21 protein-coding genes are annotated in these 23,655 nt (G+C 34.5%); 19 read left to right on the top strand and 2 right to left on the bottom strand.

Annotated elements, in window-relative coordinates; all coding sequences use genetic code 11:
- The first annotated feature begins 8 nt into the window (after window positions 1–8).
- The 7 genes from AC3QL1_RS10825 to uvrB all read left to right on the top strand — a co-directional run bounded on the left by AC3QL1_RS10825 (window position 9) and on the right by uvrB (window position 6,405).
- Window positions 9–488 carry a GyrI-like domain-containing protein gene (locus tag AC3QL1_RS10825; protein WP_492497496.1) on the top strand — a complete coding sequence of 160 codons (480 nt, stop codon included), beginning with the start codon at window positions 9–11 and terminating at the stop codon, window positions 486–488.
- A gap of 9 nt (window positions 489–497) precedes the next feature.
- Entirely contained in the window at window positions 498–938 is a 441-nt protein-coding gene (locus AC3QL1_RS10820; RefSeq protein WP_492497494.1) for a DinB family protein, read from the top strand.
- 125 nt (window positions 939–1,063) lie between these two features.
- On the top strand, window positions 1,064–1,726 hold the full coding sequence (locus AC3QL1_RS10815) for a thiamine diphosphokinase (protein WP_492497492.1): 663 nt from the start codon (window positions 1,064–1,066) through the stop codon (window positions 1,724–1,726).
- A 130-nt stretch (window positions 1,727–1,856) separates the two neighbouring features.
- Window positions 1,857–2,810, top strand: a complete 954-nt coding sequence (rlmF, locus tag AC3QL1_RS10810) for a 23S rRNA (adenine(1618)-N(6))-methyltransferase RlmF (protein WP_492497491.1) — start codon at window positions 1,857–1,859, stop codon at window positions 2,808–2,810.
- A gap of 214 nt (window positions 2,811–3,024) precedes the next feature.
- Window positions 3,025–3,258, top strand: coding sequence for a hypothetical protein (locus AC3QL1_RS10805; protein ID WP_492497489.1), 234 nt, complete (start codon window positions 3,025–3,027; stop codon window positions 3,256–3,258).
- 89 nt (window positions 3,259–3,347) lie between these two features.
- Window positions 3,348–4,286, top strand: coding sequence for an alpha/beta fold hydrolase (locus AC3QL1_RS10800; RefSeq protein ID WP_492497488.1), 939 nt, complete (start codon window positions 3,348–3,350; stop codon window positions 4,284–4,286).
- Between the two features lie 127 nt (window positions 4,287–4,413).
- Window positions 4,414–6,405 (top strand): excinuclease ABC subunit UvrB, encoded by a 1,992-nt coding sequence (uvrB, locus tag AC3QL1_RS10795; RefSeq protein WP_492497487.1) that lies wholly within the window; start codon window positions 4,414–4,416, stop codon window positions 6,403–6,405.
- On the opposite strand, the gene AC3QL1_RS10790 is transcribed toward uvrB, so the two are convergent.
- Window positions 6,402–6,803, bottom strand: coding sequence for an excinuclease ABC subunit B (locus AC3QL1_RS10790; protein ID WP_492497486.1), 402 nt, complete (start codon window positions 6,801–6,803; stop codon window positions 6,402–6,404). The genes uvrB and AC3QL1_RS10790 overlap by 4 nt on opposite strands.
- A 56-nt stretch (window positions 6,804–6,859) precedes the next feature.
- Between AC3QL1_RS10790 and AC3QL1_RS10785 the strand changes: the two genes are divergently transcribed.
- Genes AC3QL1_RS10785 through AC3QL1_RS10775 form a run of 3 tightly spaced genes read left to right on the top strand, consistent with a single transcriptional unit; the run spans window position 6,860 to window position 9,187 of the window.
- Window positions 6,860–7,660, top strand: coding sequence for an alpha/beta hydrolase (locus AC3QL1_RS10785; RefSeq protein WP_492497484.1), 801 nt, complete (start codon window positions 6,860–6,862; stop codon window positions 7,658–7,660).
- A 16-nt stretch (window positions 7,661–7,676) separates the two neighbouring features.
- Window positions 7,677–8,687 (top strand): dipeptide epimerase, encoded by a 1,011-nt coding sequence (locus tag AC3QL1_RS10780; protein WP_492497483.1) that lies wholly within the window; start codon window positions 7,677–7,679, stop codon window positions 8,685–8,687.
- A gap of 41 nt (window positions 8,688–8,728) precedes the next feature.
- A complete protein-coding gene (locus AC3QL1_RS10775; protein ID WP_492497481.1) occupies window positions 8,729–9,187 on the top strand; it encodes a DUF1456 family protein in 459 nt (152 codons plus the stop codon).
- Window positions 9,188–9,442: 255 nt separating this feature from the next.
- Here AC3QL1_RS10775 and sucC read toward each other — a convergent pair whose 3' ends face one another.
- On the bottom strand, window positions 9,443–10,636 hold the full coding sequence (gene sucC / locus AC3QL1_RS10770; protein ID WP_042566560.1) for an ADP-forming succinate--CoA ligase subunit beta: 1,194 nt from the start codon (window positions 10,634–10,636) through the stop codon (window positions 9,443–9,445).
- 416 nt (window positions 10,637–11,052) lie between these two features.
- Here sucC and gltB point away from each other — a divergent pair, with 416 nt between their 5' ends.
- The 9 genes from gltB (at window position 11,053) to AC3QL1_RS10725 (ending at window position 23,610) form a co-directional block, all read left to right on the top strand.
- On the top strand, window positions 11,053–15,570 hold the full coding sequence (gene gltB, locus AC3QL1_RS10765) for a glutamate synthase large subunit (protein ID WP_492497479.1): 4,518 nt from the start codon (window positions 11,053–11,055) through the stop codon (window positions 15,568–15,570).
- Between the two features lie 120 nt (window positions 15,571–15,690).
- Window positions 15,691–17,145, top strand: a complete 1,455-nt coding sequence (locus AC3QL1_RS10760; protein ID WP_492497477.1) for a glutamate synthase subunit beta — start codon at window positions 15,691–15,693, stop codon at window positions 17,143–17,145.
- Window positions 17,146–17,743: 598 nt separating this feature from the next.
- Window positions 17,744–18,967: a diaminopimelate decarboxylase gene (gene lysA, locus AC3QL1_RS10755; RefSeq protein WP_492497475.1), complete on the top strand. Its 1,224-nt coding sequence runs from the start codon at window positions 17,744–17,746 to the stop codon at window positions 18,965–18,967.
- 194 nt (window positions 18,968–19,161) lie between these two features.
- Entirely contained in the window at window positions 19,162–19,638 is a 477-nt protein-coding gene (locus AC3QL1_RS10750; protein ID WP_492497474.1) for a DUF6934 family protein, read from the top strand.
- A 542-nt stretch (window positions 19,639–20,180) separates the two neighbouring features.
- Window positions 20,181–20,570, top strand: coding sequence for a helix-turn-helix domain-containing protein (locus tag AC3QL1_RS10745; RefSeq protein WP_492497472.1), 390 nt, complete (start codon window positions 20,181–20,183; stop codon window positions 20,568–20,570).
- A gap of 157 nt (window positions 20,571–20,727) precedes the next feature.
- Window positions 20,728–21,189 (top strand): hypothetical protein, encoded by a 462-nt coding sequence (locus tag AC3QL1_RS10740; RefSeq protein WP_492497471.1) that lies wholly within the window; start codon window positions 20,728–20,730, stop codon window positions 21,187–21,189.
- Between the two features lie 99 nt (window positions 21,190–21,288).
- Window positions 21,289–22,449: an acetyltransferase domain-containing protein gene (locus AC3QL1_RS10735; RefSeq protein WP_492497470.1), complete on the top strand. Its 1,161-nt coding sequence runs from the start codon at window positions 21,289–21,291 to the stop codon at window positions 22,447–22,449.
- A 58-nt stretch (window positions 22,450–22,507) separates the two neighbouring features.
- Window positions 22,508–22,870, top strand: coding sequence for a hypothetical protein (locus AC3QL1_RS10730; protein ID WP_492497468.1), 363 nt, complete (start codon window positions 22,508–22,510; stop codon window positions 22,868–22,870).
- Between the two features lie 23 nt (window positions 22,871–22,893).
- Window positions 22,894–23,610 carry a M949_RS01915 family surface polysaccharide biosynthesis protein gene (locus AC3QL1_RS10725; protein ID WP_492497467.1) on the top strand — a complete coding sequence of 239 codons (717 nt, stop codon included), beginning with the start codon at window positions 22,894–22,896 and terminating at the stop codon, window positions 23,608–23,610.
- The last annotated feature ends 45 nt before the right edge of the window (window positions 23,611–23,655 follow it).

Raw genomic sequence — 23,655 nt, 5'->3', positions numbered from 1 at the left:
CCCTAAAAATGGTAAACAGAATTGAAACTTTAAAAGAGAAAAAGTTAATTGGACAATACATTAAGATGAATTTTATCGAAAATAAAACCTTTCAATTATGGAGCGGTTTTATGCCCCGAAAAAAGGAAATCAAAAACTCAATTAATTCTGATTTATATTCACTGGAAATATTTCCGGTTGGACATTTTGATAATTTTGATCCTAACAATTCCTTTCAGAAATGGGCGGCAATAGAAGTTTCAAACTTTGACGAAGTACCATCTGAAATGGAAACTTTAATTATTCCGAGTGGTTTATATGCTGTTTTTACACATAAAGGTCTTCAAAGTGAAGCGCACAAAACGTATCATTCCATTTTTGTAGAATGGCTTCCAAATTCAGAATACACTGTTGACGAAAGACCGCATTTTGCCGTTATGTCTGAAAAATATAAAAAAGAAGATCCAGATTCTGAAGAAGATATTTGGATTCCGATAAAAAATAAATAATAAAAAATCATGTTGATAGAAACCTTAAAATCATTATTTAACCGAGATCTGAACAAACTAAAAATCGAAATTGAGTCGTATCAAAACGAAAGTCAGATTTGGGCAATTGATAAAAATATTTCCAATTCGGCAGGAAATCTTTGCCTTCATTTAATTGGAAATATCAATACTTATATTGGTGCAGAACTTGGAAAAACGGGTTATATTCGCGACAGGCCTTTAGAATTTTCCTTAAAAAATATTCCAAGAGCAGAATTAATTACCAAAATTGAAGATACAATTATTGTTGTAAACAATACTCTGGATTCGTTAAATGAAGCTGATTTAGAAGCTATTTATCCGCAAATTGTATTCGAAAAAGAAATGACAACCGGATTTTTCCTGGTTCATCTTTCAACACATTTAGGATATCATCTGGGACAAATTAATTATCACAGAAGACTTATTTAATTTTAGATTTTAGAATTCAGATTTTAGATTTTAGATTGAAAATCACACACTCAAAAAAAATCTAAAATCTAAAATCCGAAATCTAAAATACTACCCGTACCTTTGCCACACATAAAAAATTCAGCATGTCATCACACCATATAGTTCGCGACGATCAGGAACCCGCTTTAATTATTGCCAACGGCGCCGCTTGTAATCCGGAATTATTAGGGCAATTGCTTGAATGGTCGCCGCTTGTTGTTGTGCTTGATTCTGCAATGGAAAGAGTTATCGAATTAGATATCAAAGTCGATGTACTTTTAGGAGATTTTGATCGTGGTTTTGATCCTGAAATTTATAAAACTTCACAATATCCTATCGAAATTGTATACGCACCGGATCAAAATAAAACCGATTTAGAAAAAGCTTTTGATTATTTGATCGAAAGAAAAATTCATGCCGTAAACGTCGTTTGGGCAACCGGAAGACGTGCCGATCATACCATTACAAATCTTACCAATATTGTTCGTTATCGCGATTTACTTAAAATTGTAATTCTGGACGATCACTCTAAAATATTTTTACTGCCTAATAAATTCGAAAAATGGTATACGGCTAAAACGCCAATTTCCCTGATTCCTATTGGTGTTGTAAATGGGATTAATTCTGTCAATTTAGAATATCCCCTGCAAAATGATACGCTAACGATTGGCTACAGAACCGGAAGCAGTAATGCCGTTGCACAAGACGGATTGGTTAGTATTACGTATATAGATGGCGATTTATTGTTAATGGAATGTATGGATTGATTTTCATACTAAACAACATTCTCTAAAAATCTCTTAATTAAGGCTGGATTTCTGAATTTAAAACAATTGGAATTTACAGAAGTCCTTTCCTCCAAAAGGAATGACTATCTTTGCACCCAAATTCAGAAAAATGAAAGCAACAGACAATTCCGAAAAAAGCAGTTTACATCCTCGAAATCTTCATCGTTCCCGATATGATTTTGAACTTCTTATTTCGAATTGTCCGGAACTGAAACAACATGTTGCAAAAAACATCCACGGAATTGAAACTATAGATTTTAGTAATCCTGTTTCGGTAAAAATTCTAAACAAGGCTTTATTACAAACCTATTACGATATTCAAAACTGGGATATTCCTAAAAATTATCTTTGCCCGCCAATTCCCGGAAGAGCAGATTATATTCATTATTTAGCCGATTTATTGGCTGAAACAAACAACGGAATTATTCCGGAAGGATCATCTGTTTTAGGTTTAGACATAGGTACAGGAGCGAATTGTATTTATCCAATTTTAGGAAATGCAATTTACGACTGGAGTTTTGTTGGAACTGACATTGATGAAAAAGCCATTGAAAATTGCAGTAAAATCATCGAAGCAAACCCAAAATTAATCGACGCGATTAGTTTACAGCAACAAACTGAATCCCGTTTTATTTTTAAAAATATAATTACACCCGAAGATCGTTTTACCTTCACTATTTGCAATCCGCCCTTTCATTCTTCTGCCGAAGATGCCAATCAAAGTACAGTTCGAAAAGTATCTAATTTAAATCCAAAGGAAAAGAAAAATACAAATCCTGTTTTAAACTTCGGCGGTCAAAATGCCGAATTATGGTGCACTGGCGGAGAAATTGGTTTTGTAACACAAATGATTTACGAAAGTGCTAAATATCCAATGCAATGTTTGTGGTTCACGACTTTAGTGTCAAAAAGAGATAATCTTTCAAGCCTTTATAAAACATTAAACAAAGTAAATGCAGCTTCAATAAAAACAATTGATATGGCGCAAGGTCAAAAAACAAGCCGCATTGTTGCCTGGACTTTTTTAAGTGAAGCCCAGCAGAAAGCATGGAAAATAGAATAAAATTCATACAAATTTAGTTCCTTAACTTTTATTCACTATTTTTGCATAAATAAATAGGTAATACCTGATTCAACGTGGCGGTGAAACATCTACCATAAATGTATTGTTAATACATCGTTTTCAGGGTCTATTTTTAAAAATTCCAAAGGGCTTTTTCAAGCCCTTTTTTTTATACCTTTTTTAATCTTGTTATTTCTTAATAAATTATAACGTTATGAATATTCCTGAACTTAAAAATATTTTGATTTCTGAAATAGCAAAAATTGATGATGAATCATTTTTATCAACATTAAAAACTATTCTGGATAGCCGAAAATCTACTCCAAAAAATTATGCTGAGCAATATAATAAAGAACTCAAAATCGCTGAACAGGAAATCCAAAATGGAAATTTTTATTCTCACAGCGAGGGTAAGGATAAAATTGCGACATACAAACATAGATTCTAAAACATTATAATTATGATATTTTAAATAAAAATTCTGATACATTAAAAACGTACTCAAATAGTACCTTTAGTGTACCTAATTTGATTATCATGCCAAAATTATACCTTAGAATAGCGGTAATACTTCTATTAACTAGTTGTGCTTCTACAAAAAAAGCAAAATACGACGACTATGTTTTCCATAATAAAAGCGAACAAAATGCTTATATAAAAGCTTACGACAAAGCCCTAAAACTTTGGGATGTTCCTTATACCGAAGAAAACATAAAAACCACTTTCGGAAAAGTTCACGTTATATTGGCCGGTCCAAAAAACGGTAAAGACTTAGTTTTACTACACGGAATGGACGCCAGCTCAACCATGTGGTATCCAAATATAAAAGCTTTAGCAAAAAATCATCGTATTTATGCGATCGATTTTATGATGGAACCGAGTAAATCAACCTTAACTGCAAGTCCTTTATCCAAAGAAGACATGGTAACTTGTTATAACGAAATTTTCAATTACTATAAATTAAAGAATTTTGATGTTGTAGCTGCTTCTCGTGGAGGCTGGATTGCCACATTATTAGCCACACAAAAGTCAAATTCGATAGATAAAATTGTTTTACTGAGTCCGGCGCAAACCTTTAAATTTATAGATAAAATGGGCAAAACAACATCTGCCTTAATGCTGAAACTTTTTCCAAGTGAAAAGAAATTCGGAAAAACATTGACCACCTTTTCAACGCATCCAGAAAAAATTAGTCCGGTTTATAAAAGACAGTTTTATTTGGCCAATAAATATGCAAAATCAAATTCGAGTATGCTTAAAATGACACCTTTTTCCAATGATGAACTAAGATCCATTTCAAATCCGATTTTAGTTTTAATTGGCGATCATGACGTTATAAACGGTGATGACAGTGTCGAACGTGCAAAGGAATACTTGCCACACAGCAAAACAAAAACAATAAAAGATGCGGGACATTTTTTAAGCATCGATCAATCGAAAATTGTAAATGATGCGATGGTTGATTTTTTAAATTAACGTTTATTTGCCACGAATTCACGAATATTTAATTAATAATATTCGTGAATTCGTGGCGACTTATTTATCTTTTTTATAGATTTCAAACTTCGTATCTTTACAAAACCAAATTTTTCATACGCCAAAAATGAAGTTTCAAGTTACCTCAGAATATAGTCCGAAAGGCGATCAGCCACAAGCCATACAAAAACTGGCACAAGGTATTGTCGATGGCGATAAATATCAAACTTTATTGGGAGTTACGGGTTCCGGTAAAACTTTTACCGTTGCCAATGTGATTCAGGAAGTGCAAAGACCGACTTTAGTTTTGGCTCATAACAAAACTCTCGCCGCACAATTATATTCGGAATTCAAACAGTTTTTCCCTAATAATGCCGTTGAGTATTTCGTTTCTTACTACGACTATTATCAGCCTGAAGCTTTTATGCCGGTAACCGGAGTTTTTATTGAGAAAGATTTATCTATCAACGAAGAGCTTGAAAAAATGCGTTTGAGCACCACTTCTTCCCTACTTTCAGGGCGTCGTGATATTTTGGTCGTTGCTTCGGTTTCTTGTTTGTACGGTATTGGAAATCCGGTTGAATTCAAGAAAAACGTGATTGAAATTTTTAGAGATCAGGTTATTTCAAGAACTAAATTGCTGCATAGTTTAGTACAAAGTTTATACGCCAGAACCGAGGCCGATTTTAATCCTGGAACTTTTAGAATTAAAGGAGATACTGTAGAAGTGTATCCAAGTTATGCGGATGACGCTTTTAGAATTCATTTTTTTGGAGATGAAATTGAAGAAATAGAATCCTTTGATGCCAAGACTTCACAAGTCATTGAAAAATTCAAAAGATTAACCATTTATCCTGCCAATATGTTTGTGACTTCTCCGGAAGTATTGCAGGGCGCTATTTGGGAAATTCAGCAGGATTTGGTCAAACAAGTTGATTATTTTAAAGAAATAGGAAAACATCTGGAAGCAAAACGTCTTGAAGAGCGAACTAATTTCGACTTAGAAATGATTCGGGAATTAGGTTATTGCTCCGGAATTGAAAATTATTCCCGTTATCTTGACGGACGACAAGCCGGAACAAGACCTTTCTGTTTACTGGATTATTTTCCAAACGATTATTTGATGGTTGTAGATGAAAGTCACGTAACCGTTTCACAGGTTCATGCTATGTATGGAGGAGATCGAAGCCGTAAGGAAAATTTGGTCGAATACGGTTTTCGTTTACCAGCCGCAATGGACAATCGACCTTTGAAATTTGAAGAGTTTGAAGCCTTGCAAAATCAGGTGATTTACGTTTCTGCAACGCCGGCTGATTATGAATTGCAAAAATCAGATGGAATTTATGTCGAACAAATTATTCGTCCAACAGGATTATTGGATCCGGTTATCGAAGTTCGACCAAGTTTGAATCAGATTGATGATTTAATTGAAGAAATTCAGGTTCGTTGTGAGTTAGACGAAAGAGTTTTGGTAACCACTTTAACCAAAAGAATGGCTGAGGAATTAGCAAAATATCTAACCAAAGTAAACATTCGCTGCCGTTATATACATTCGGAAGTTGATACTTTGGAGCGTATAGAAATTATGCAGGACTTGCGTAAAGGTATTTTTGATGTTTTAATTGGAGTTAACTTACTTCGTGAAGGTTTAGATTTACCCGAAGTTTCGCTTGTTGCTATTTTAGATGCTGATAAGGAAGGTTTCCTTCGTAATCACAAATCTTTGACGCAAACTATTGGTCGTGCAGCAAGAAATTTAAATGGAAAAGCGATTATGTATGCTGATAAAATTACAGGAAGTATGCAGAAAACAATCGACGAAACCAATTATCGCAGAACAAAACAGATCAATTTCAACGTTGAAAATAATCTTGTTCCACAAGCTTTAAACAAGAAAATTGATAGTGCGTTTACTAAAAATCCTTTGGTAGAATACGAATTAGGACACACTCTTTCTGTTGCCGCAGAACCGGAAACGGCTTATATGTCAAAAGCGGATTTGGAGAAAATGATTCGCGAAAAACGAAAATCAATGGAAAAAGCAGCGAAAGAACTCGACTTTTTACAAGCTGCAAAATTGCGTGATGATATTAAAAAATTACAGGAACAATTGCCTTAATTGTGTTGTTCCTGAAAAACTTTCAATAACTTTTTAGGATCAATCATTGCGTTTGGCGCTTTTTTCATTAAATCCAAAACACGTTTTGTAGCTCCCGGATTCAATCCCATTTTAATGGCAATTTGCTGTATGGCTGTAGCTTCTTTTTCATGTAAAACACCATCGCAATGCATAATCAAAGCCAGTCTGTAAAATTGCTGAATGCGCTGAAACTCTGATTTTATAATCTGTGGCAGGCATTCCTGATGAAACAAATCCTGAAAAAGTTTTTTATCAATATTTAATTCCTGCGCCACAAGCCATAAAAATTCCAACTCGCGTTTATGCAATTGGCCGTCGACTGTCGAAAAAGCAATCATTTCTAAAAGTAAACTTCTCTTTTCTTCTTCGGTATTCATCAATTTATTATTTTTAGCTAAAATATTGTTTTTAAATCTAAATAGCAAAAGAACTTATGTTGAGAGGATTTCTGTTTTTTATACTTTTATGGATAACCTCTAGCGGAAAGGCACAAGAAAGTACGGCTTCAAAAAATGTTTCGACTTTTTCTATCGAAGCACCTCAACTCAAAACCACCAAAAAAATCTGGATTTATTTACCTGAAAATTATTCGGCTACAGCCAAAAAATACAGCGTAATTTATATGCAGGATGCCCAAAACTTATTTGATGCCAAAACTTCTTTTGTTGGCGAATGGAATGTCGATGAAAAACTGGACAGCTTAAAAGCGCCCGTAATTGTTGTTGGAATCGAGCATGGAAATGACAAACGAATCGACGAATTAACGCCTTATAAAAATGAAAAATACGGCGGCGGAAATGCCGATAATTATGTTGATTTTATTGTAAATACATTAAAACCTTACATCGATAAAAATTACAGAACCAAAACAAAAGCAAAGAATACCATTATTATGGGAAGTTCTCTTGGAGGATTGGTTTCTTATTATGCCGCTATAAAATATCCTGACGTTTTTGGTAAAGCCGGAGTTTTTTCGCCTTCGTTTTGGTTTTCGAGTGAGATTTATACTTTCACAGAAAAATCTCCAAAAATCAAAACAAAAATTTACTTTCTCTGTGGCGATAAAGAAAGCGATGATATGGTAAACGATCTAACCAAAATGGAACGTTTATTAGATACAAAACGCTATTATTGCCTGCATCTTACCAAAACTAAAATTGTGAAAAACGGAGAACACAATGAGAAATTATGGCGTGATGGTTTTGCAAAGGCTGTATTATGGCTGGGTTATTAGTTAAAAACTTTCTTCTATGGAATTGATATTAAGAGCTTACGACCTGAAATTAAAACATACTTTTAGGATTTCAAGAAAGTCAATAGATTTTCAGCCTTCGCTTATTGTTGAGTTGAGAGATGGTGATTTTTCCGGTTTTGGAGAAGCAACTTCAAATCCGTATTATAATATTACGATTGATATTCTGCAAAATGATATTGAACAAATTCGGAGTCTTGTTGAAGATACAAACAACGAAACTCCCGATGAATTTTGGAACAAAATAAGTCCGTTTTTAAGCAATAATCCATTTGCTTTATGCGCCTTAGACAACGCCTATCATGATTTATATGCCCGTAAAAAAGGTAAAAAACTATATGAATTATGGAATTATGATATTTCACATAATCCATTAACGAACTATACAATTGGCATTGGAACTATTGAAAATATGATTGCAAAAATGGAAGAACTTCCGTGGCCAATTTATAAAATAAAACTCGGAACGCCTGAAGACATTGCAATTGTAACCGAATTACGAAAACATAGCGACGCCGTTTTCAGGGTTGATGCTAATTGTGCCTGGACAGTGGATGAAACATTGGAGAATGCAGAAATTCTAAAAAACTTAAATGTTGAATTTATTGAACAGCCTCTAAAAGCAAACGATTGGGAAGGTCAGCGTGAAGTTTTTAAAAACTCGGTTTTGCCGGTTATAGCCGATGAAAGTTGCATTACCGAAAGTGATGTTACTAAATGTCATAATCATTTTCACGGTGTGAATATCAAATTAATGAAATGTGGCGGAATTACACCCGGAAAAAGAATGATTGCTGAAGCCAAAAAACTAGGTTTAAAAACAATGGTAGGATGCATGACAGAATCTACTGTTGGAATTTCTGCAATTGCGCACTTACTGCCGGTTTTAGATTATGTAGATATGGACGGCGCTTTATTACTATCAGAAGATATCGTGAGCGGCGTTACCATCAAAAATGGAAAAACATTTTATCCTGAAAGAACAGGAACAGGCGTAATTTTGTTCTGACATATCTTTCTAAATAATGTACCTTTGTAAAAAATTAAACGATGACAAACAACGATATCCTAAAAAAACTTCGCGTGGCTTTGATGCTCCGTGATGACCAAATAGTTGAAATTTTAGAATTAGTAGATTTTAGAATTTCAAAATCAGAGTTGGGCGCTTTTTTCAGAGCTGAAGATCATGAGAATTACATGGAATGTGGTGATCAGGTTTTACGCAATTTCCTAAACGGATTGGTAATTCATTTAAGAGGTACAAAAGAAAATCCTAAAAACCCAAATGATGTTTTAGCAAAACACAGAGCCGAAATTCCGAAGAAAGAAACTTCTAAGGAAAGACCTGAATTTAAAGCAAGCGCTAAAGATGCTGAAAAAGGAAGAGGCGATAAAGCTCCTTCTAAAACTGGTCCTGCGGCTAAAAAACCTTTCAAGAAAAAACCTGCTGCACCTAAAATTCAGGTTGTAGAAAAGGTGGTTTATAAAAACGGTAAGAATAAGAAATAATTTAACCGCAAAGAGCGCTAAGATTTACGCAAAGCTCGCAAAGGTTTTTTAACCACAGAGAACTCCAAGATTTATATTTACATGACGGTTATAAACACAAAGTTCGCAAAGCTATATTGATAAAGCTTTGCGAACTTTTGCGTTTATATAAAATCCTATTATTAAAAACCTTGCGTACTTTGCGGTAAAAATAAATTCCAAAAAAAATCCCTCCGAATAATCGAAGGGATTTTATATAATTGATTTCTTAATTAATTAAGATAATGCAGCTTTAACTTGGTCTGCAGCTTCTTGAAACTGAACAGCAGATAAAATTGGCATACCTGAATTGTCAATTAATTCTTTTGCAATTTCAGCATTTGTTCCTTGCAAACGAACGATAATTGGCACTTTAATAGCATCACCCATATTTTTGTAAGCGTCAACAACTCCTTGCGCCACACGGTCACAACGAACGATTCCACCAAAAATATTGATTAAAATTGCTTTTACGTTTGGATCTTTTAAGATGATACGGAAAGCAGTTTCAACACGTTTTGCATCAGCAGTTCCACCAACGTCAAGGAAGTTAGCAGGCTCAAAACCAGCATATTTAATTAAATCCATAGTCGCCATTGCAAGACCTGCTCCGTTTACCATACATCCTACAGTACCGTCAAGATCTACATAGTTCAATCCTACTTCTTTAGCTTCAACTTCGATTGGATTCTCCTCACGGATATCGCGCATTTCAGCATATTTTGGTTGTCTGTATAAAGCATTATCATCGATATTTACTTTAGCATCTACAGCCATAATTTTGTTATCAGATGTTTTCAAAACCGGGTTGATTTCAAACATAGAAGCATCAGAACCAATGTAAGCATTGTATAATGCATCGATGAATTTCACCATTTCTTTGAAAGCATTTCCAGAAAGACCTAGGTTAAAAGCAATTCTTCTTGCCTGAAAACCTTGTAATCCAACAGATGGATCAACTTCTTCCGTAAAAATTAAGTGTGGCGTGTGCTCAGCAACTTCTTCAATATCCATTCCACCTTCTGTAGAATACATGATCATGTTACGACCTGTAGCTCTATTCAATAAAACAGAAACATAAAATTCTGAAGTTTCACTTTCACCAGGATAGTAAACATCTTCTGCTACTAAAACTTTGTTTACTTTTTTACCTTCTGCAGAAGTCTGAGGTGTAATCAATTGCATTCCGATGATTTGTCCTGCGATTTCTTCAACTTGTTGCAAGTTTTTAGCTAACTTAACTCCACCACCTTTTCCACGACCACCTGCGTGAATTTGTGCTTTTATTACATGCCATCCTGTTCCGGTTTCGGCAGTTAATTGTTTTGCAGCAGCTACAGCTTCAACTGCATTGTTAGCCACAATTCCGCGTTGAATGCGTACTCCGTAACTTGCTAAAATCTCTTTTCCTTGATATTCGTGTATGTTCATAATATAGAATTTGTCTGGTTCTGAATTTATTTCAGAATAAAAGTGCGACAAAAATAGCAAAATTCAACTTAATAGTAAAATGTTTTTCAATTAAAAAAAGCAGTCTTATATATATTATCCCGTTATTCTTTTTTAAAGAAAACAAACAGTTAAACAATTGTATGCAAATTGTTAACTAAAAAACACTATTTCGTTTGAAATTTAACAAAAACATCAGTGATTTCAATAGCTCGCAAAGGATTTTTACAGAAATAATTCAAAACATATTGTGATTTTATCATTTAGCAATGGTTTCTATAATATTATTATCATTTAAGAACTCTTTTTCTACTATTACAACAAAAATGTAAGTGAAAATAGATTTTTGATACATTATGTTTAACGAAATCTTTATTTTTGTAGAAAAAATATCAAGAATGAGAGTTAAAGAACAAGGGCTTTATTTGCCTGAATTTGAACACGACAATTGTGGTGCAGGATTTATTTGTAATTTGAATGGTATTAAATCTAATGACATCATTCACAAAGCATTGGACATCTTAATAAAATTGGAACATCGTGGTGCAGTTAGTTCTGATGGAAGAACTGGAGATGGAGCCGGAATTTTATTTGATATCCCACACGCTTTCTTTAAAAAAGTATGTGACTTTGAAATCCCTGAAACACGTGAGTATGCAGTAGGAATGGTTTTTTTACCAAAAAGCAAAAACCAGGTATCTTTTTGCATGAACACTTTCGAATCAACAGTTAAAGATCAGAATTTAAAGATCTTAGGCTGGAGAGATGTACCTGTTGAAGTAGAAAATTTAGGACAGATTGCCGCAGAAAAAGAACCAACAGTTAAACAGGTTTTTGTTAGCAAAAACGGTCAGGATTTAACTGAACAAGAATTTAATGCAAAACTTTTTGCAGCTAGAAAAATTGCCGAACATGCCATAAGAGGATCAAAAACCTCTGAAAGCCACATGTTTTATTTCTCTAGTTTATCGACAACTACCATAATATATAAAGGTCTATTGATGCCGGAAGACATCAGCCGTTATTATGTTGACTTAAAAGATCCCGATTTAGTGACTCGTCTGGCGCTTGTACACCAGCGTTTCTCTACAAATACTTTCCCTTCATGGGATTTAGCACAGCCATTTAGATACATGTGTCATAATGGTGAAATTAATACGCTTCGCGGAAACGTGAGCCGTATGCGTGCTCGTGAAGAATTAATGCAAAGCAAAGTTTTTGGTGATGATATCAAAAAACTATTCCCAATTATCCTAGAAGGAAAATCAGATTCTGCTTCTATGGATATGGTGGTGGAGCTTTTATTGATGACAGGCCGTTCATTGCCGGAAGCCATGATGATGGTTGTTCCTGAAGCGTGGGAAAAACACCAGACTATGTCTCCTGAAAAGAGAGCATTCTACGAGTTTAACGCTTGTATTATGGAACCTTGGGATGGTCCTGCTTCTATTCCGTTTACAGATGGTAACGTAATTGGTGCGTTATTAGACAGAAACGGATTGCGTCCTTCTCGTTATACTTTGACAAAAAGCGGTTTCGTAATTATGTCGTCAGAAATTGGTGTACTTGACATCGATCCTGAAGATGTAATTCAGCACGGTCGTTTAGAGCCTGGGAAAATGTTTCTGGTTGATATGAACGAAGGCCGTATTATCGAGGATGAGGAAGTTAAAAAAGCGATAGTTACAAAACGTCCGTACAAAGAATGGTTAGATGCTAATTTATTGCCTTTGGCTAAAGTTCCTTATACCAATAATCCAACTCCGGTTGAGAAACTTGATTTCTTAACCAGACAAAAATTATTTGGTTACACGATTGAAGATTTAAAAACAATCATCAACCCAATGGGAGGTCAGGGCGCTGAAGCCATCAGTTCTATGGGTAATGATACGCCTTTGGCCGTTTTATCAGACCAGCCTCAATTGTTGTACAACTATTTCAAACAATTATTTGCTCAGGTTACCAATCCGCCTTTGGATGGTATTCGTGAAGAAATTATTACCGATATCAGTTTAGCGGTTGGTGGAGATTTCAATATTTTTGAAATTGAATCTAAACAATGTAAAAAACTAAAAATCCAAAATCCGGTTATTTCTAATGAGGATTTAGATAAAATAAGAAACATTGATCACGCAGATTTTAAATCGGCTACTATTTCTACTTTATATAAAATAGAAAAAGGAGTTAACGGTTTAGAGCGTGCGCTTGAAAAATGTGTTCAGGCAACTTACAAAGCAGTTTCTGAGGGATGTAATATTATTATTCTTTCAGACAGAGGCGTTAGTGAACAATTAGCTCCAATCCCTATGTTATTGGCTTGTTCTTACATTCACCACTCTTTGAATATTTTACAGGTTCGTTCAAAATTCGGAATCATAATCGAATCTGCAGAACCTCGTGAGCCGCATCATTTTGCCTTATTGTTTGGATACGGCGCAAGTGCGATCAATCCATACATGGTAAATGAAATTATTCACGATCAGGTAGAACAAGGATTTATTACTGGTGTAAAAGCTGATTATGCTGTTGTAAACTACAATAAAGCGATTGCAAAAGGAATCGTTAAAATCATGAACAAAATTGGTATCTCTACTTTACATTCGTACAGAGCTGCTCAAATTTTCGAGATTTTAGGTTTAAACAAAACATTTACTTCTAAATATTTCCCTTACACACCTTCAAGAATCGAAGGAATTGGTTTGATGGAAGTGGAAAAAGAAGTGAAAAAACGTTTCCAGAAAGCATTTCCAAATTCTAAAATCGCCAACTTATTGCCTTTAGAAATTGGAGGTATTTACAGATGGAGACGCGGTGGAGAAAAACACATGTTTAATCCAACCACTATTGCAAAATTACAACAGGCCGTTCGTTTAAACAGTCCTGAAAGTTATAAAGAATACTCTAATATGGTTAATGAGCAAAGCGCTAACTTAATGACTATTAGAGGTATGTTTGAATTTAATAATTTAGATCCAATTTCTATTGATGAAGTAGAACCATGGACCGAAATTGTAAAAAAATTCAAAACGGGTGCCATGTCTTACGGATCTATCAGTAGAGAAGCACACGAGAATTTAGCCATTGCAATGAACAGAATTGGCGGAAAAAGTAACTCTGGAGAAGGTGGAGAAGATCCAAAACGTTTCCAGAAAGAAATTAACGGAGATTCTAGAAACTCTGCAATTAAACAGGTTGCGTCAGGACGTTTTGGTGTTTCGATCAACTATTTGACAAATGCTAAAGAAATTCAGATCAAAATGGCTCAGGGAGCAAAACCTGGTGAAGGTGGACAACTTCCGGGAGAAAAAGTAGTGCCATGGATTGCTGAAACGAGAAATTCTACGCCTTATGTAGGTTTGATTTCGCCTCCTCCACACCACGATATTTATTCTATTGAGGATTTATCTCAGTTGATTTTCGACTTAAAAAATGCCAATCGTGAAGCGCGTGTCAACGTAAAATTAGTTTCAGAAGTTGGAGTTGGTACCATCGCTGCCGGTGTTGCAAAAGCAAAAGCGGACGTTATCCTAATTTCTGGTTATGATGGAGGAACTGGTGCTGCACCATTAACCTCTTTACAACACACAGGTATTCCGTGGGAACTTGGTTTAGCCGAAGCGCAACAAACTTTGATCTTAAACGATTTAAGAAGCCGTGTAGTTCTAGAATGCGACGGACAATTAAAAACAGGTCGTGACGTAGCGATCGCTGCATTATTAGGAGCCGAAGAATTTGGTTTTGCAACTGCACCTCTTGTAGCTTCTGGTTGTATCATGATGAGAGCTTGTCACTTAAATACTTGTCCGGTTGGTATTGCAACTCAGGATCCAGAATTGAGAAAAAATTTCAAAGGAACTCCGGAACACGTCATCAACTTCATGTATTTTATTGCTGAAGAACTTAGAGAAATCATGGCGCAATTAGGTTTCAGAACCTTAAAGGAAATGGTGGGCCAGTCACAAAAATTAAATGTAAACAAAGCCATCAAACATTATAAAGCAAATGGTTTAGACTTGTCTACCATTCTATACAAACCGGAAAAAGCGAAAACAGAGCCAAATCACAATACAACTACACAAGATCACCAACTTGAAAATGTATTGGATTTTGACATCATCAAAGAAGCAATTCCGTCAATCTATAGAAAAGAAAAAACAAGAGTAACCTTTAAAATTAAAAATACAGACCGTTCTGTAGGTGCGATTTTGAGTAACGAAATCTCAAAAATATATGGCGCACAAGGTTTACCTGAAGACACTATTTTAGTTGATTTTGAAGGTTCTGCCGGACAAAGTTTTGGTGCTTTTGCAACAAACGGATTGTCGTTTAAAATTCACGGAAACTGTAATGATTATTTAGGAAAAGGTCTTTCGGGAGGAAAACTAATTGTAAAAGTACCTCCTACTGCAACTTTCAAACCTGAAGACAATATCATTATTGGTAACGTTGCCCTTTACGGAGCTATTACCGGAGAGGCTTATATTAATGGAATGGCCGGTGAGCGTTTTTGTGTGAGAAATTCCGGAGCAACAGCCGTTGTTGAAGGAATTGGAGATCACGGATGCGAGTACATGACCGGTGGTACAGTGGTTGTTTTAGGAAAAACAGGAAGAAACTTCGCAGCTGGTATGAGCGGTGGTGTGGCTTATGTTTATGATCCAAATCAAAAATTTGATTCAACAGTATGTAACATGGAAATGGTTGCATTTGATCCAATGGAAGAAGAGGACGTTATCAAACTAAGACGATTGATCAAAAATCATTCATTGTACACCAGCAGTCCATTAGCAAAAAGAATTTTAGCAGACTGGGAAAATGAGCAGAAACATTTCGTAAAAGTAATGCCAACTGATTACAAAAAAGCATTACAGCGAATTGCAGAAGAGAAAAAAATAGAAGAATTAATTGCGGGTTAAATGATTTTAGATTTTAGAGTTCAGATTTAGATTTAATTCACTTTACCTTTAAAAGGGTTGGAATTTGGAATTTAAAAATTGGAATTTAGAATTTATCATTTAAGTTTTAATCAAAATGTCATGGGTAAAATAGGCGGATTTAAAGAATATAGCAGAGCCGACGAAAGTAATTTAGCAGTAGCAGAACGTGTTTCTAACTACAACGAATTTACTATTCCGTTAACTGAAGAAAAGAAAAAAGAACAAGGATCAAGATGTATGGATTGTGGTATTCCTTTTTGCCACAGTGCTTGTCCGTTAGGGAATTTAATCCCTGACTTCAACGATATGGTACATCAGGAAGAATGGCAGAGTGCATTAAATATTTTGCAATCTACTAACAACTTTCCGGAATTTACAGGTCGCTTATGCCCTGCTCCATGTGAGAAATCATGTGTATTAGGAATCATTAAGGAACCTGTTGCAATCGAAAACATCGAGAAAAATATCATCGAAAGAGGTTTTGATGAAGGCTGGATCAAACCACAGCCACCATTAACCAGAACCGGAAAAACGGTTGCCGTTATTGGTTCAGGTCCTGCGGGTCTGGCAGCAGCACAACAATTAAACAGAGCAGGTCACACTGTAACTGTTTTTGAAAGAGACAATGCAATTGGAGGTTTATTACGTTACGGAATTCCGAATTTCAAATTGGAAAAAGGAATCATCGACAGACGTGTTTTAATCCTTGAAGCAGAAGGAATCACTTTTAAAACGAATGTAAATGTTGGTGTAAACTTTAGCATAGACGAATTAAATTCTTTCGATTCTATCGTATTATGCGGTGGAGCAACTGAAAGAAGAAGTTTGCCGACTAAAGGAATCGAAAGCAAAGGCGTTGTTCAGGCAATGGATTTCTTAACTCAACAAACTAAAGTTTTATACGGAGAATCAATTCCGGATCAGATTAAAGCAACCGGAAAAGACGTAATTGTAATTGGTGGTGGAGATACAGGATCGGATTGTATTGGAACTTCAAACAGACACGGAGCAAAATCGGTAACCAACTTTGAGATTTTACCAAAACCTCCGGTTGGAAGAAGCGAGTCAACTCCTTGGCCTTTCTGGCCTTTGCAGTTAAAAACTTCCTCTTCTCACGAAGAAGGCTGTGACAGAAACTGGTTAATCAACACTAAAGAATTCATATCTAATGATAAAGGCGAATTAACAGGATTAAAAACTGTTGAAGTGCAATGGAAAATGACTCCTGGACAAAGACCTGAATTAATCGAAAAAGAAGGTTCAGAGAAAATCTGGCCTTGCGACTTGGCTTTATTGGCTTTAGGATTTACAGGTCCGGAGAAAACTTTAAGCGAGCAATTAGGCCTTGAAGTGGATATGAGAAGCAACTATAAAGCAAAAAATTATCAAACGAATGTTCCTCATATTTTCACTGCCGGTGATATGCGAAGAGGACAATCATTGATCGTTTGGGCTATTTCAGAAGGTCGCGAAGCAGCAAGAGAAGTAGATTTATTTTTAATGGGATCTACAAACTTGCCAACCAAAGGAAACGGAGACTTACCGAGTTTGTAGACTAAGTTTCTAAGATACTAAGCCTCTATCCCGAGGTTTCGTGACTGAGTTTTCTTAGTATTTTAAGAACATCAAAAAACAAAGTCTTTATTCCGATAAACAACACTACTAATACAAGTCCCTGAAAATATTTCAGGGACTTTTTTTTGCCACAGATTTAAGATTCATTTTTTATTATAGCCCGAGGTTTCAACCTTGGGAACGCAATCTATGATCTCGCTTCGTTTCCCAAGGTTAAAACCTCGGGCTATTTGCCGTCTAAGATTATTTTTTTTGTTTGTCAAGATTAATACGATAGCGAGCAGGCGAGGCAATATGAATTTTACGAAATCCTCTGAGTTTATTTAATTTGTGAAAATTTGCGAAATTTGCGGTTAAAAACATGAAGCATTCATTTTATATAGCAAAATCTTAGTAACTTAGTATCTCAGCAACTTAGCACCTTTCTTTTTTACTAGGCACGCATTGTAGTTTTATAAAAATCCAATTTAAGCTGATTTTTGTTTAAAATTAAACAATTTGTTATAATTTGTTATTTTTCTACAAAAAATTTGCTGTTACTCAAAAGTGTAATAACTTTGCTCAAAATAGTTTAAAAATGCAAGCAAAAGATTTACTGCAGTTAGCAGACCAATTTGGAAGTCCATTATATGTTTATGATGCCGAAAAAATCCAATCTCAGTACAACAGATTAACTAAAGCTTTCTCTAAGGTAGAAAACTTAAGAGTTAATTACGCCATGAAGGCATTGTCAAATGTTGCGATTCTTCAGTTGTTAAAGAACATGGGGTCTGGTTTAGATACTGTATCAATTCAGGAAGTTTTATTGGGACTTCATGCTGGCTATGATCCTGACAAAATTTTCTTTACACCAAACGGCGTTTCTCTTGAAGAAATCGAAGAAGTTGCTGCAATGGGTGTACAAATCAATATTGACAACTTATCTATTCTGGAGCAATTCGGAACAAAATATCCACAAATTCCCGTATGTATTCGTATCAATCCGCACGTAATGGCGGGTGGAAATGCTAATATTTCTGTAGGACATATCGATAGTAAATTCGGAATCTCTGTTCACCAGATACCGCATATATTGCGAATTGTAGAGAATACAAAAATGAGCATCGTCGGAATTCACATGCACACAGGATCTGACATTTTGGATATCGAAGTTTTCTTGTATGCGGCTGAAATCTTGTTCGATACAGCAAAACATTTCAAAGATTTAGAATTCTTAGATTTCGGAAGCGGATTCAAAGTGCCTTACAAAAAAGACGATATCGAAACCGACATCGAAGAATTAGGTAAAAAATTATCAAAAAGATTCAATTCTTTCTGTGCAGAATATGGCAGAGATTTAACGTTGATTTTCGAACCGGGAAAATTTTTGGTGAGCGAAGCAGGTTTCTTCTTAGCAAAAGTAAACGTAGTAAAACAAACAACATCAACAGTTTTCGCCGGAGTCGATAGTGGTTTCAACCACTTAATCCGTCCAATGTTTTACGGTTCACAACATTATATCGAAAACATCTCTAACCCAAAAGGAAAAGAGCGTTTTTACTCAGTTGTAGGATACATTTGCGAAACAGATACTTTTGCCAACAACCGCCGAATTTCAGAAATTACCGAAGGCGATATTCTAGCTTTCAGAAACGCCGGAGCATATTGTTTCTCCATGTCTTCGAACTACAACTCAAGATACAAACCAGCCGAAGTTCTATGGAAAGACGGAAAAGGAATCCTGATTCGTCAACACGAAACTTTCGAAGATTTGCTTAAAAATCAAATTCCGTTGCCACAAGAAGTTGCTGCAACAGTTTAAAATAAAAAAAAAGAGAATATCTATTTAATCCCGTTTCTTAATTGAGGCGGGATTTTTTTATTGTATATTTTAGAATTCTGATTTTAGATTCTACGCGAATGTCAGGCTGAGCGGAGTCGAAGCTTTACCTAATTTTTATAATAATAAAATTAGTAAACTTTAAAATATTATATTTGTAAGAAATTATTTATTTAATGAATTATAATAAATATGACATTACAAAAGATGAATCATCTGCAATATTTAATTTTGTAAGCGTCGGAAATAAAGGCCGTTTTAGAAAAGCTGTTGCTTATACGCCCACTAAAAACCCTTCGATTTATAATCTGGGCTTCGGAGATTTAAAGTACGATCTTTTAACTAAAAAATATATTATAGATGATCAGATTACAAATGATAATGGAGATATGAGAATTGTTTTAGCTACTGTAGCCAAAACTATATATGAATTTACAAATGCGAATCCTAATATAGCGGTATTTTTGAGAGGTAGTGATAGTCGAAGGACAAATACATACAAGCGAGCCATAATGTTAAATCTAAAGGAATTATCAGAAACTTTTGATATATTTGGAACAAGAATAATTGATAATGAAATTGTAGATGAAATATTCAATTATAAAAAAGACTTTGATGGATTTCTAATTAAAAGAAAAAAATATGAAAAGTGAAAAAAAAATAGTGAAAGCTACCAGAGTTATTAATAAAGACTCAAAAGTCGTTGTAGACCCCTCACTTAATGAACTTAAAGACATTAAGCTTAAATCAGGTAAATTAGACGAAATAAATAAGATGAATTTTAGACTAAGTCTCTAAGTCAAAAAAATATATTGTATATCCCGTTCCAAAGGTGAACGGGATTTTTTTTGCTTTTTTATACAGTCGAATTTAATTCCAAAGTAACTACAATATTATCTTTTCGAGGAACGAAGAATCTCCGCAAATAGCCCTATAAAATTAAAATTTAAAATTTAATAATTTGGGCGTCTCCCTCCGGGTCGGGCTTTCGGCTATATCTTTTGCTCCGTTTCACTTCACAAAAGGATACCGCCTCTATCCCTGACGCAATCTGGTTTTCATGAGACAATTATCAGAACTATCAGAAAAATCATATATTTGTTTTCTACAACAACACCTAAATAGTATCTTATCAAAAAAACTATGTTTTTTACCAACATCTATTTTATAAAAGAATTTTAAATACCTTTGAATCATGAGCACAGAAGTAAAACCAAAACACATTGGCAGAAACATAAGTCGAATCAGAGAACTTCGAGGTATGAAACAAGAAGCACTTGCACAGGCAATTGGCACAAATCAACAAGCCATTTCCGGAATTGAAGGAAGTGAGGAAATTGATGATAAAAAACTTGTGGAAATTGCAAAAGCGCTTGGCGTGACTACAGAAGCAATTAAAAGTTTTTCTGAAGAAAATGTGTTTAACTATTTCAACACTTTTAATGAATCTGTTACAGGAAGCTTTATAACCAATAATTCTTGTAATTTCAATCCGCTTGATAAAGTCGTTGAACTTTACGAACGTTTGGTTCAGGCTGAAAAAGACAAAAATGAATATTTAGAAAAATTACTAAAAGGAAAATAATTCCTTAAAAATATAAATTTTACAAAAGCACAAATATCTCTTATTTGTGCTTTTTTTGATTCAAAATAAAATCTTTGTGCCAATTAAAAATCCACTTATTTTAATTCGTATTTTCGTCTGGTAAATATTTGCTACCAAAAACTTAAACCCAAAACCCATGAAAATTACGATTCCCCTATCGGCATTATTCCTGTTACTTACTACTATTTCATTCAGTCAGACGATTGCTGATTTAAAACTAAAACCAAAAGAAATTCCGAAAAGCTATACATTGAGCGATGGTAATATTTGTATTTCTCCTCAGGCTTGCAATTTTTATAATGATGTTGCCACTTACGCCAGTTTTGTTGGGGTTGTAAAAAGCAAAGCAATTCAAAGTTTTAAAAGTAAAGGAGATAGCGGTTCTATCATGTATTTTGAATTTGAACACAGATTTAAAGGCGATAGTTTTCTGCAAGGATTGTTGTGGGGGAAAATCAACGAACCAACAAAAGAACATCCTGAAGAATATCTTGCAACAGGAAAATTTCTAATCATCTGGAGTTTTCATCCGGACAGCCCGATCAAAGAAAAATCAGAAGCAAAAATTGATGCACTTTTACAAGAAGCAAAAATTTAAAAGCCATTAACTGAAATTAAGAGATAATTTCAGTTAATATTCCGTTGCAGAAAGAATATAATATCAAAACTATTCTAATCCATTTTTAAACTTCAAAAAATGAAAAGAGAAAATTCAATTGATATAGTCCGCGGAATCGTCATGATTATCATGGCATTAGACCACGTTCGTGACTTAATGCATATAGATTCTATCACGCAAAGTCCCACCGATTTAAGTACAACAACTCCTTTCTTGTTTTTTACGCGTTGGATTACACATTTGTGTGCACCAACATTTGTTTTTCTCGCAGGAACTTCTGTTTATCTTTCATTGAAAAGAAAAAACAATTTTACCGAAACAAGACAACATTTAATCAAAAGAGGATTTTGGTTGTTATTGCTCGAATTTACGGTGGTCAATTTTGGATTATTTTTTGATATTGGGTTTCACACGCTTTTATTTCAGGTGATAGCTGCAATAGGTTTCGGGTTTATCGTTTTAGGTTTATTCCTAAAAATCCCGGCAAAGCGATTAGGAATTATTGGTTTAATCATAATTTTTGGTCATAATCTTTTGGTTCTTATTCCGTTTGCGGAAGGCTCAATTGTAAAAGCCATTTTATCGCCTTTTTTTAGTCCTTTAGTAATTCCGTTTGGCGATCGCGCCTTTATTATGGGCTATCCTCCTATTCCGTGGCTCGGTATTATGTTAACGGGATTTGGTTTTGCGCGTTATTTTGAAATAGCTTATGAACAACGAAAAAAACTCTTTATAAAACTTGGTTTGCGTTCATTAGCATTATTTGGCATTCTTCGTTTTATAAATATTTACGGCGACCCCGTGCAGTGGACGGTTCAAAAAGATGCCACATTTACCTTTATTTCCTTTATGAATGTGACTAAATATCCGCCTTCGCTTTTGTATTGTTTGCCTACATTGGGCATTATGCTTTTGCTGCTTGCTTTTGCAGAACAGTTTAATAACGGTTTTAAAAAAGTGACTTCAGTTTACGGAAAAGTACCTTTGTTTTACTTTGTTCTTCATTTTTACCTGATTCATATTCTAACGCTTGCGATGCTGTTTTTACAAGGATTTAACTGGTCACAATTAGAATTTGCAACCGGATCTTTTGGAAGACCAAAAGGCGTAGAAAGCGGTTTGCCTCTTTGGACAATTTATATAATCTGGATCGCCGTAGTTGTTTCACTTTATAAACCCTGCATTTGGTTTGGAGCATATAAAGCGAAAAATAAACATTGGTGGCTGCGATATATTTAAAAGTCAATTAATCAAAAAACTATTTTCTTTTTAAATAACTTTACAGAAAAATATAAAAATGAAACCACAAGTTCGAATCCTGATTTACTCCATCTTATTCTTTTTATACCTTTCTTCAACTTCATTATTACTTTCGCTGGGCGAAATATTAAAGACAGATCCGTATATAACTTTAGGTTGTGGTTTTGCCGTTTTAAATCTTATATATGCTTTCTTCGCCTTAAAATGGACGGTTTTACTAAATATAATTTCTTCTGTTATAATTGCGTCTTTAGCGCTGTTTTTGGCGGTACAGCTTGCAAACACACATCTATTTGTTAAGTACGATCCGTATTTGGTTAAAACAGCCATATTTACAAATGCGGTTTTCTCTATTATTTTTTGGGAAATTGTTTATCAGGTGAAAAATAGAAAAGTATAGAAGTAAAAGCCAAAATATCCTCTATGAAAAACATTACAATTTTGTTATTATTCATTCTTTTTCTTTCCAGTTGTAAAGAAGACAAAAAAGAAGAAATAAAAGAATCTAAAAACACCGAATTAAATAAAACCAAAACCGAAAATTTTACTTTAACGGTAAACAAAATCGATTCTACACAATTTCCCAGTGCTATAAAATATGAAGGTTTTGTAAAAAATGCTGTTTGGTGGAAAGACAAATCAGGAGACAATATTGTAATCACAACTGAAACAGGATATCATATTAATAAAAAATTCAAACATGAATCTGATGATAGTTCTGATGCTGAATTGTTTGCGTATCATTACATCATTTCAGGAAATGAAGTAAAACAAACCTGGAAAGTGTATGATTTTATTTCAGATTGTCCGGTCGATATTGTCGCTTCCTTTGTTAAAAACACTTTCAACATCACCGATTTAAACAACAACGGAATTGCCGAAACGTGGTTAATGTACAAAACGGTTTGCCACGGCGATGTGAGTCCGTCTGAAATGAAAATTATCATGTACGAAGGAAACCAGAAATACGCCATGCGAGGAGAAAACAAAGTGCAGGTTGGAACGTATGATAATGGCGAAAAACAATTCTTAGGCGGTGAATTTAAATTTGATGAGAGTTTCAAAAAAGCGCCCAAAGTTTTTAAAGATTATGCCCAGAATTTGTGGGATAAAAACCTGATGGAAACCTGGGAAAATTAGGATTGTCTTCATAAAAATTCATAAATTTATAGGACACTTTTAAAA

Source organism: Flavobacterium sp. GW823-FHT04A11 (assembly GCF_058796535.1).
This window is presented reverse-complemented; position numbering and strand designations above follow the sequence as displayed.

Bases quoted from the DNA above. Each gene is read 5' to 3' on its own strand.
- AC3QL1_RS10785 (WP_492497484.1), top strand. From the start codon at position 6,860: ATGTTGAGAGGATTTCTGTTTTTTATACTTTTATGGATAACCTCTAGC.
- sucC (WP_042566560.1), bottom strand. From the start codon at position 10,636: ATGAACATACACGAATATCAAGGAAAAGAGATTTTAGCAAGTTACGGA.
- AC3QL1_RS10805 (WP_492497489.1), top strand. From the start codon at position 3,025: ATGAATATTCCTGAACTTAAAAATATTTTGATTTCTGAAATAGCAAAA.
- AC3QL1_RS10780 (WP_492497483.1), top strand. From the start codon at position 7,677: ATGGAATTGATATTAAGAGCTTACGACCTGAAATTAAAACATACTTTT.
- AC3QL1_RS10790 (WP_492497486.1), bottom strand. From the start codon at position 6,803: ATGAATACCGAAGAAGAAAAGAGAAGTTTACTTTTAGAAATGATTGCT.
- AC3QL1_RS10815 (WP_492497492.1), top strand. From the start codon at position 1,064: ATGTCATCACACCATATAGTTCGCGACGATCAGGAACCCGCTTTAATT.
- AC3QL1_RS10740 (WP_492497471.1), top strand. From the start codon at position 20,728: ATGAAAATTACGATTCCCCTATCGGCATTATTCCTGTTACTTACTACT.
- uvrB (WP_492497487.1), top strand. From the start codon at position 4,414: ATGAAGTTTCAAGTTACCTCAGAATATAGTCCGAAAGGCGATCAGCCA.
- AC3QL1_RS10735 (WP_492497470.1), top strand. From the start codon at position 21,289: ATGAAAAGAGAAAATTCAATTGATATAGTCCGCGGAATCGTCATGATT.
- lysA (WP_492497475.1), top strand. From the start codon at position 17,744: ATGCAAGCAAAAGATTTACTGCAGTTAGCAGACCAATTTGGAAGTCCA.
- AC3QL1_RS10725 (WP_492497467.1), top strand. From the start codon at position 22,894: ATGAAAAACATTACAATTTTGTTATTATTCATTCTTTTTCTTTCCAGT.
- AC3QL1_RS10820 (WP_492497494.1), top strand. From the start codon at position 498: ATGTTGATAGAAACCTTAAAATCATTATTTAACCGAGATCTGAACAAA.
- AC3QL1_RS10760 (WP_492497477.1), top strand. From the start codon at position 15,691: ATGGGTAAAATAGGCGGATTTAAAGAATATAGCAGAGCCGACGAAAGT.
- AC3QL1_RS10730 (WP_492497468.1), top strand. From the start codon at position 22,508: ATGAAACCACAAGTTCGAATCCTGATTTACTCCATCTTATTCTTTTTA.
- AC3QL1_RS10800 (WP_492497488.1), top strand. From the start codon at position 3,348: ATGCCAAAATTATACCTTAGAATAGCGGTAATACTTCTATTAACTAGT.
- AC3QL1_RS10825 (WP_492497496.1), top strand. From the start codon at position 9: ATGGTAAACAGAATTGAAACTTTAAAAGAGAAAAAGTTAATTGGACAA.
- AC3QL1_RS10750 (WP_492497474.1), top strand. From the start codon at position 19,162: ATGAATTATAATAAATATGACATTACAAAAGATGAATCATCTGCAATA.
- rlmF (WP_492497491.1), top strand. From the start codon at position 1,857: ATGAAAGCAACAGACAATTCCGAAAAAAGCAGTTTACATCCTCGAAAT.
- AC3QL1_RS10775 (WP_492497481.1), top strand. From the start codon at position 8,729: ATGACAAACAACGATATCCTAAAAAAACTTCGCGTGGCTTTGATGCTC.
- gltB (WP_492497479.1), top strand. From the start codon at position 11,053: ATGAGAGTTAAAGAACAAGGGCTTTATTTGCCTGAATTTGAACACGAC.
- AC3QL1_RS10745 (WP_492497472.1), top strand. From the start codon at position 20,181: ATGAGCACAGAAGTAAAACCAAAACACATTGGCAGAAACATAAGTCGA.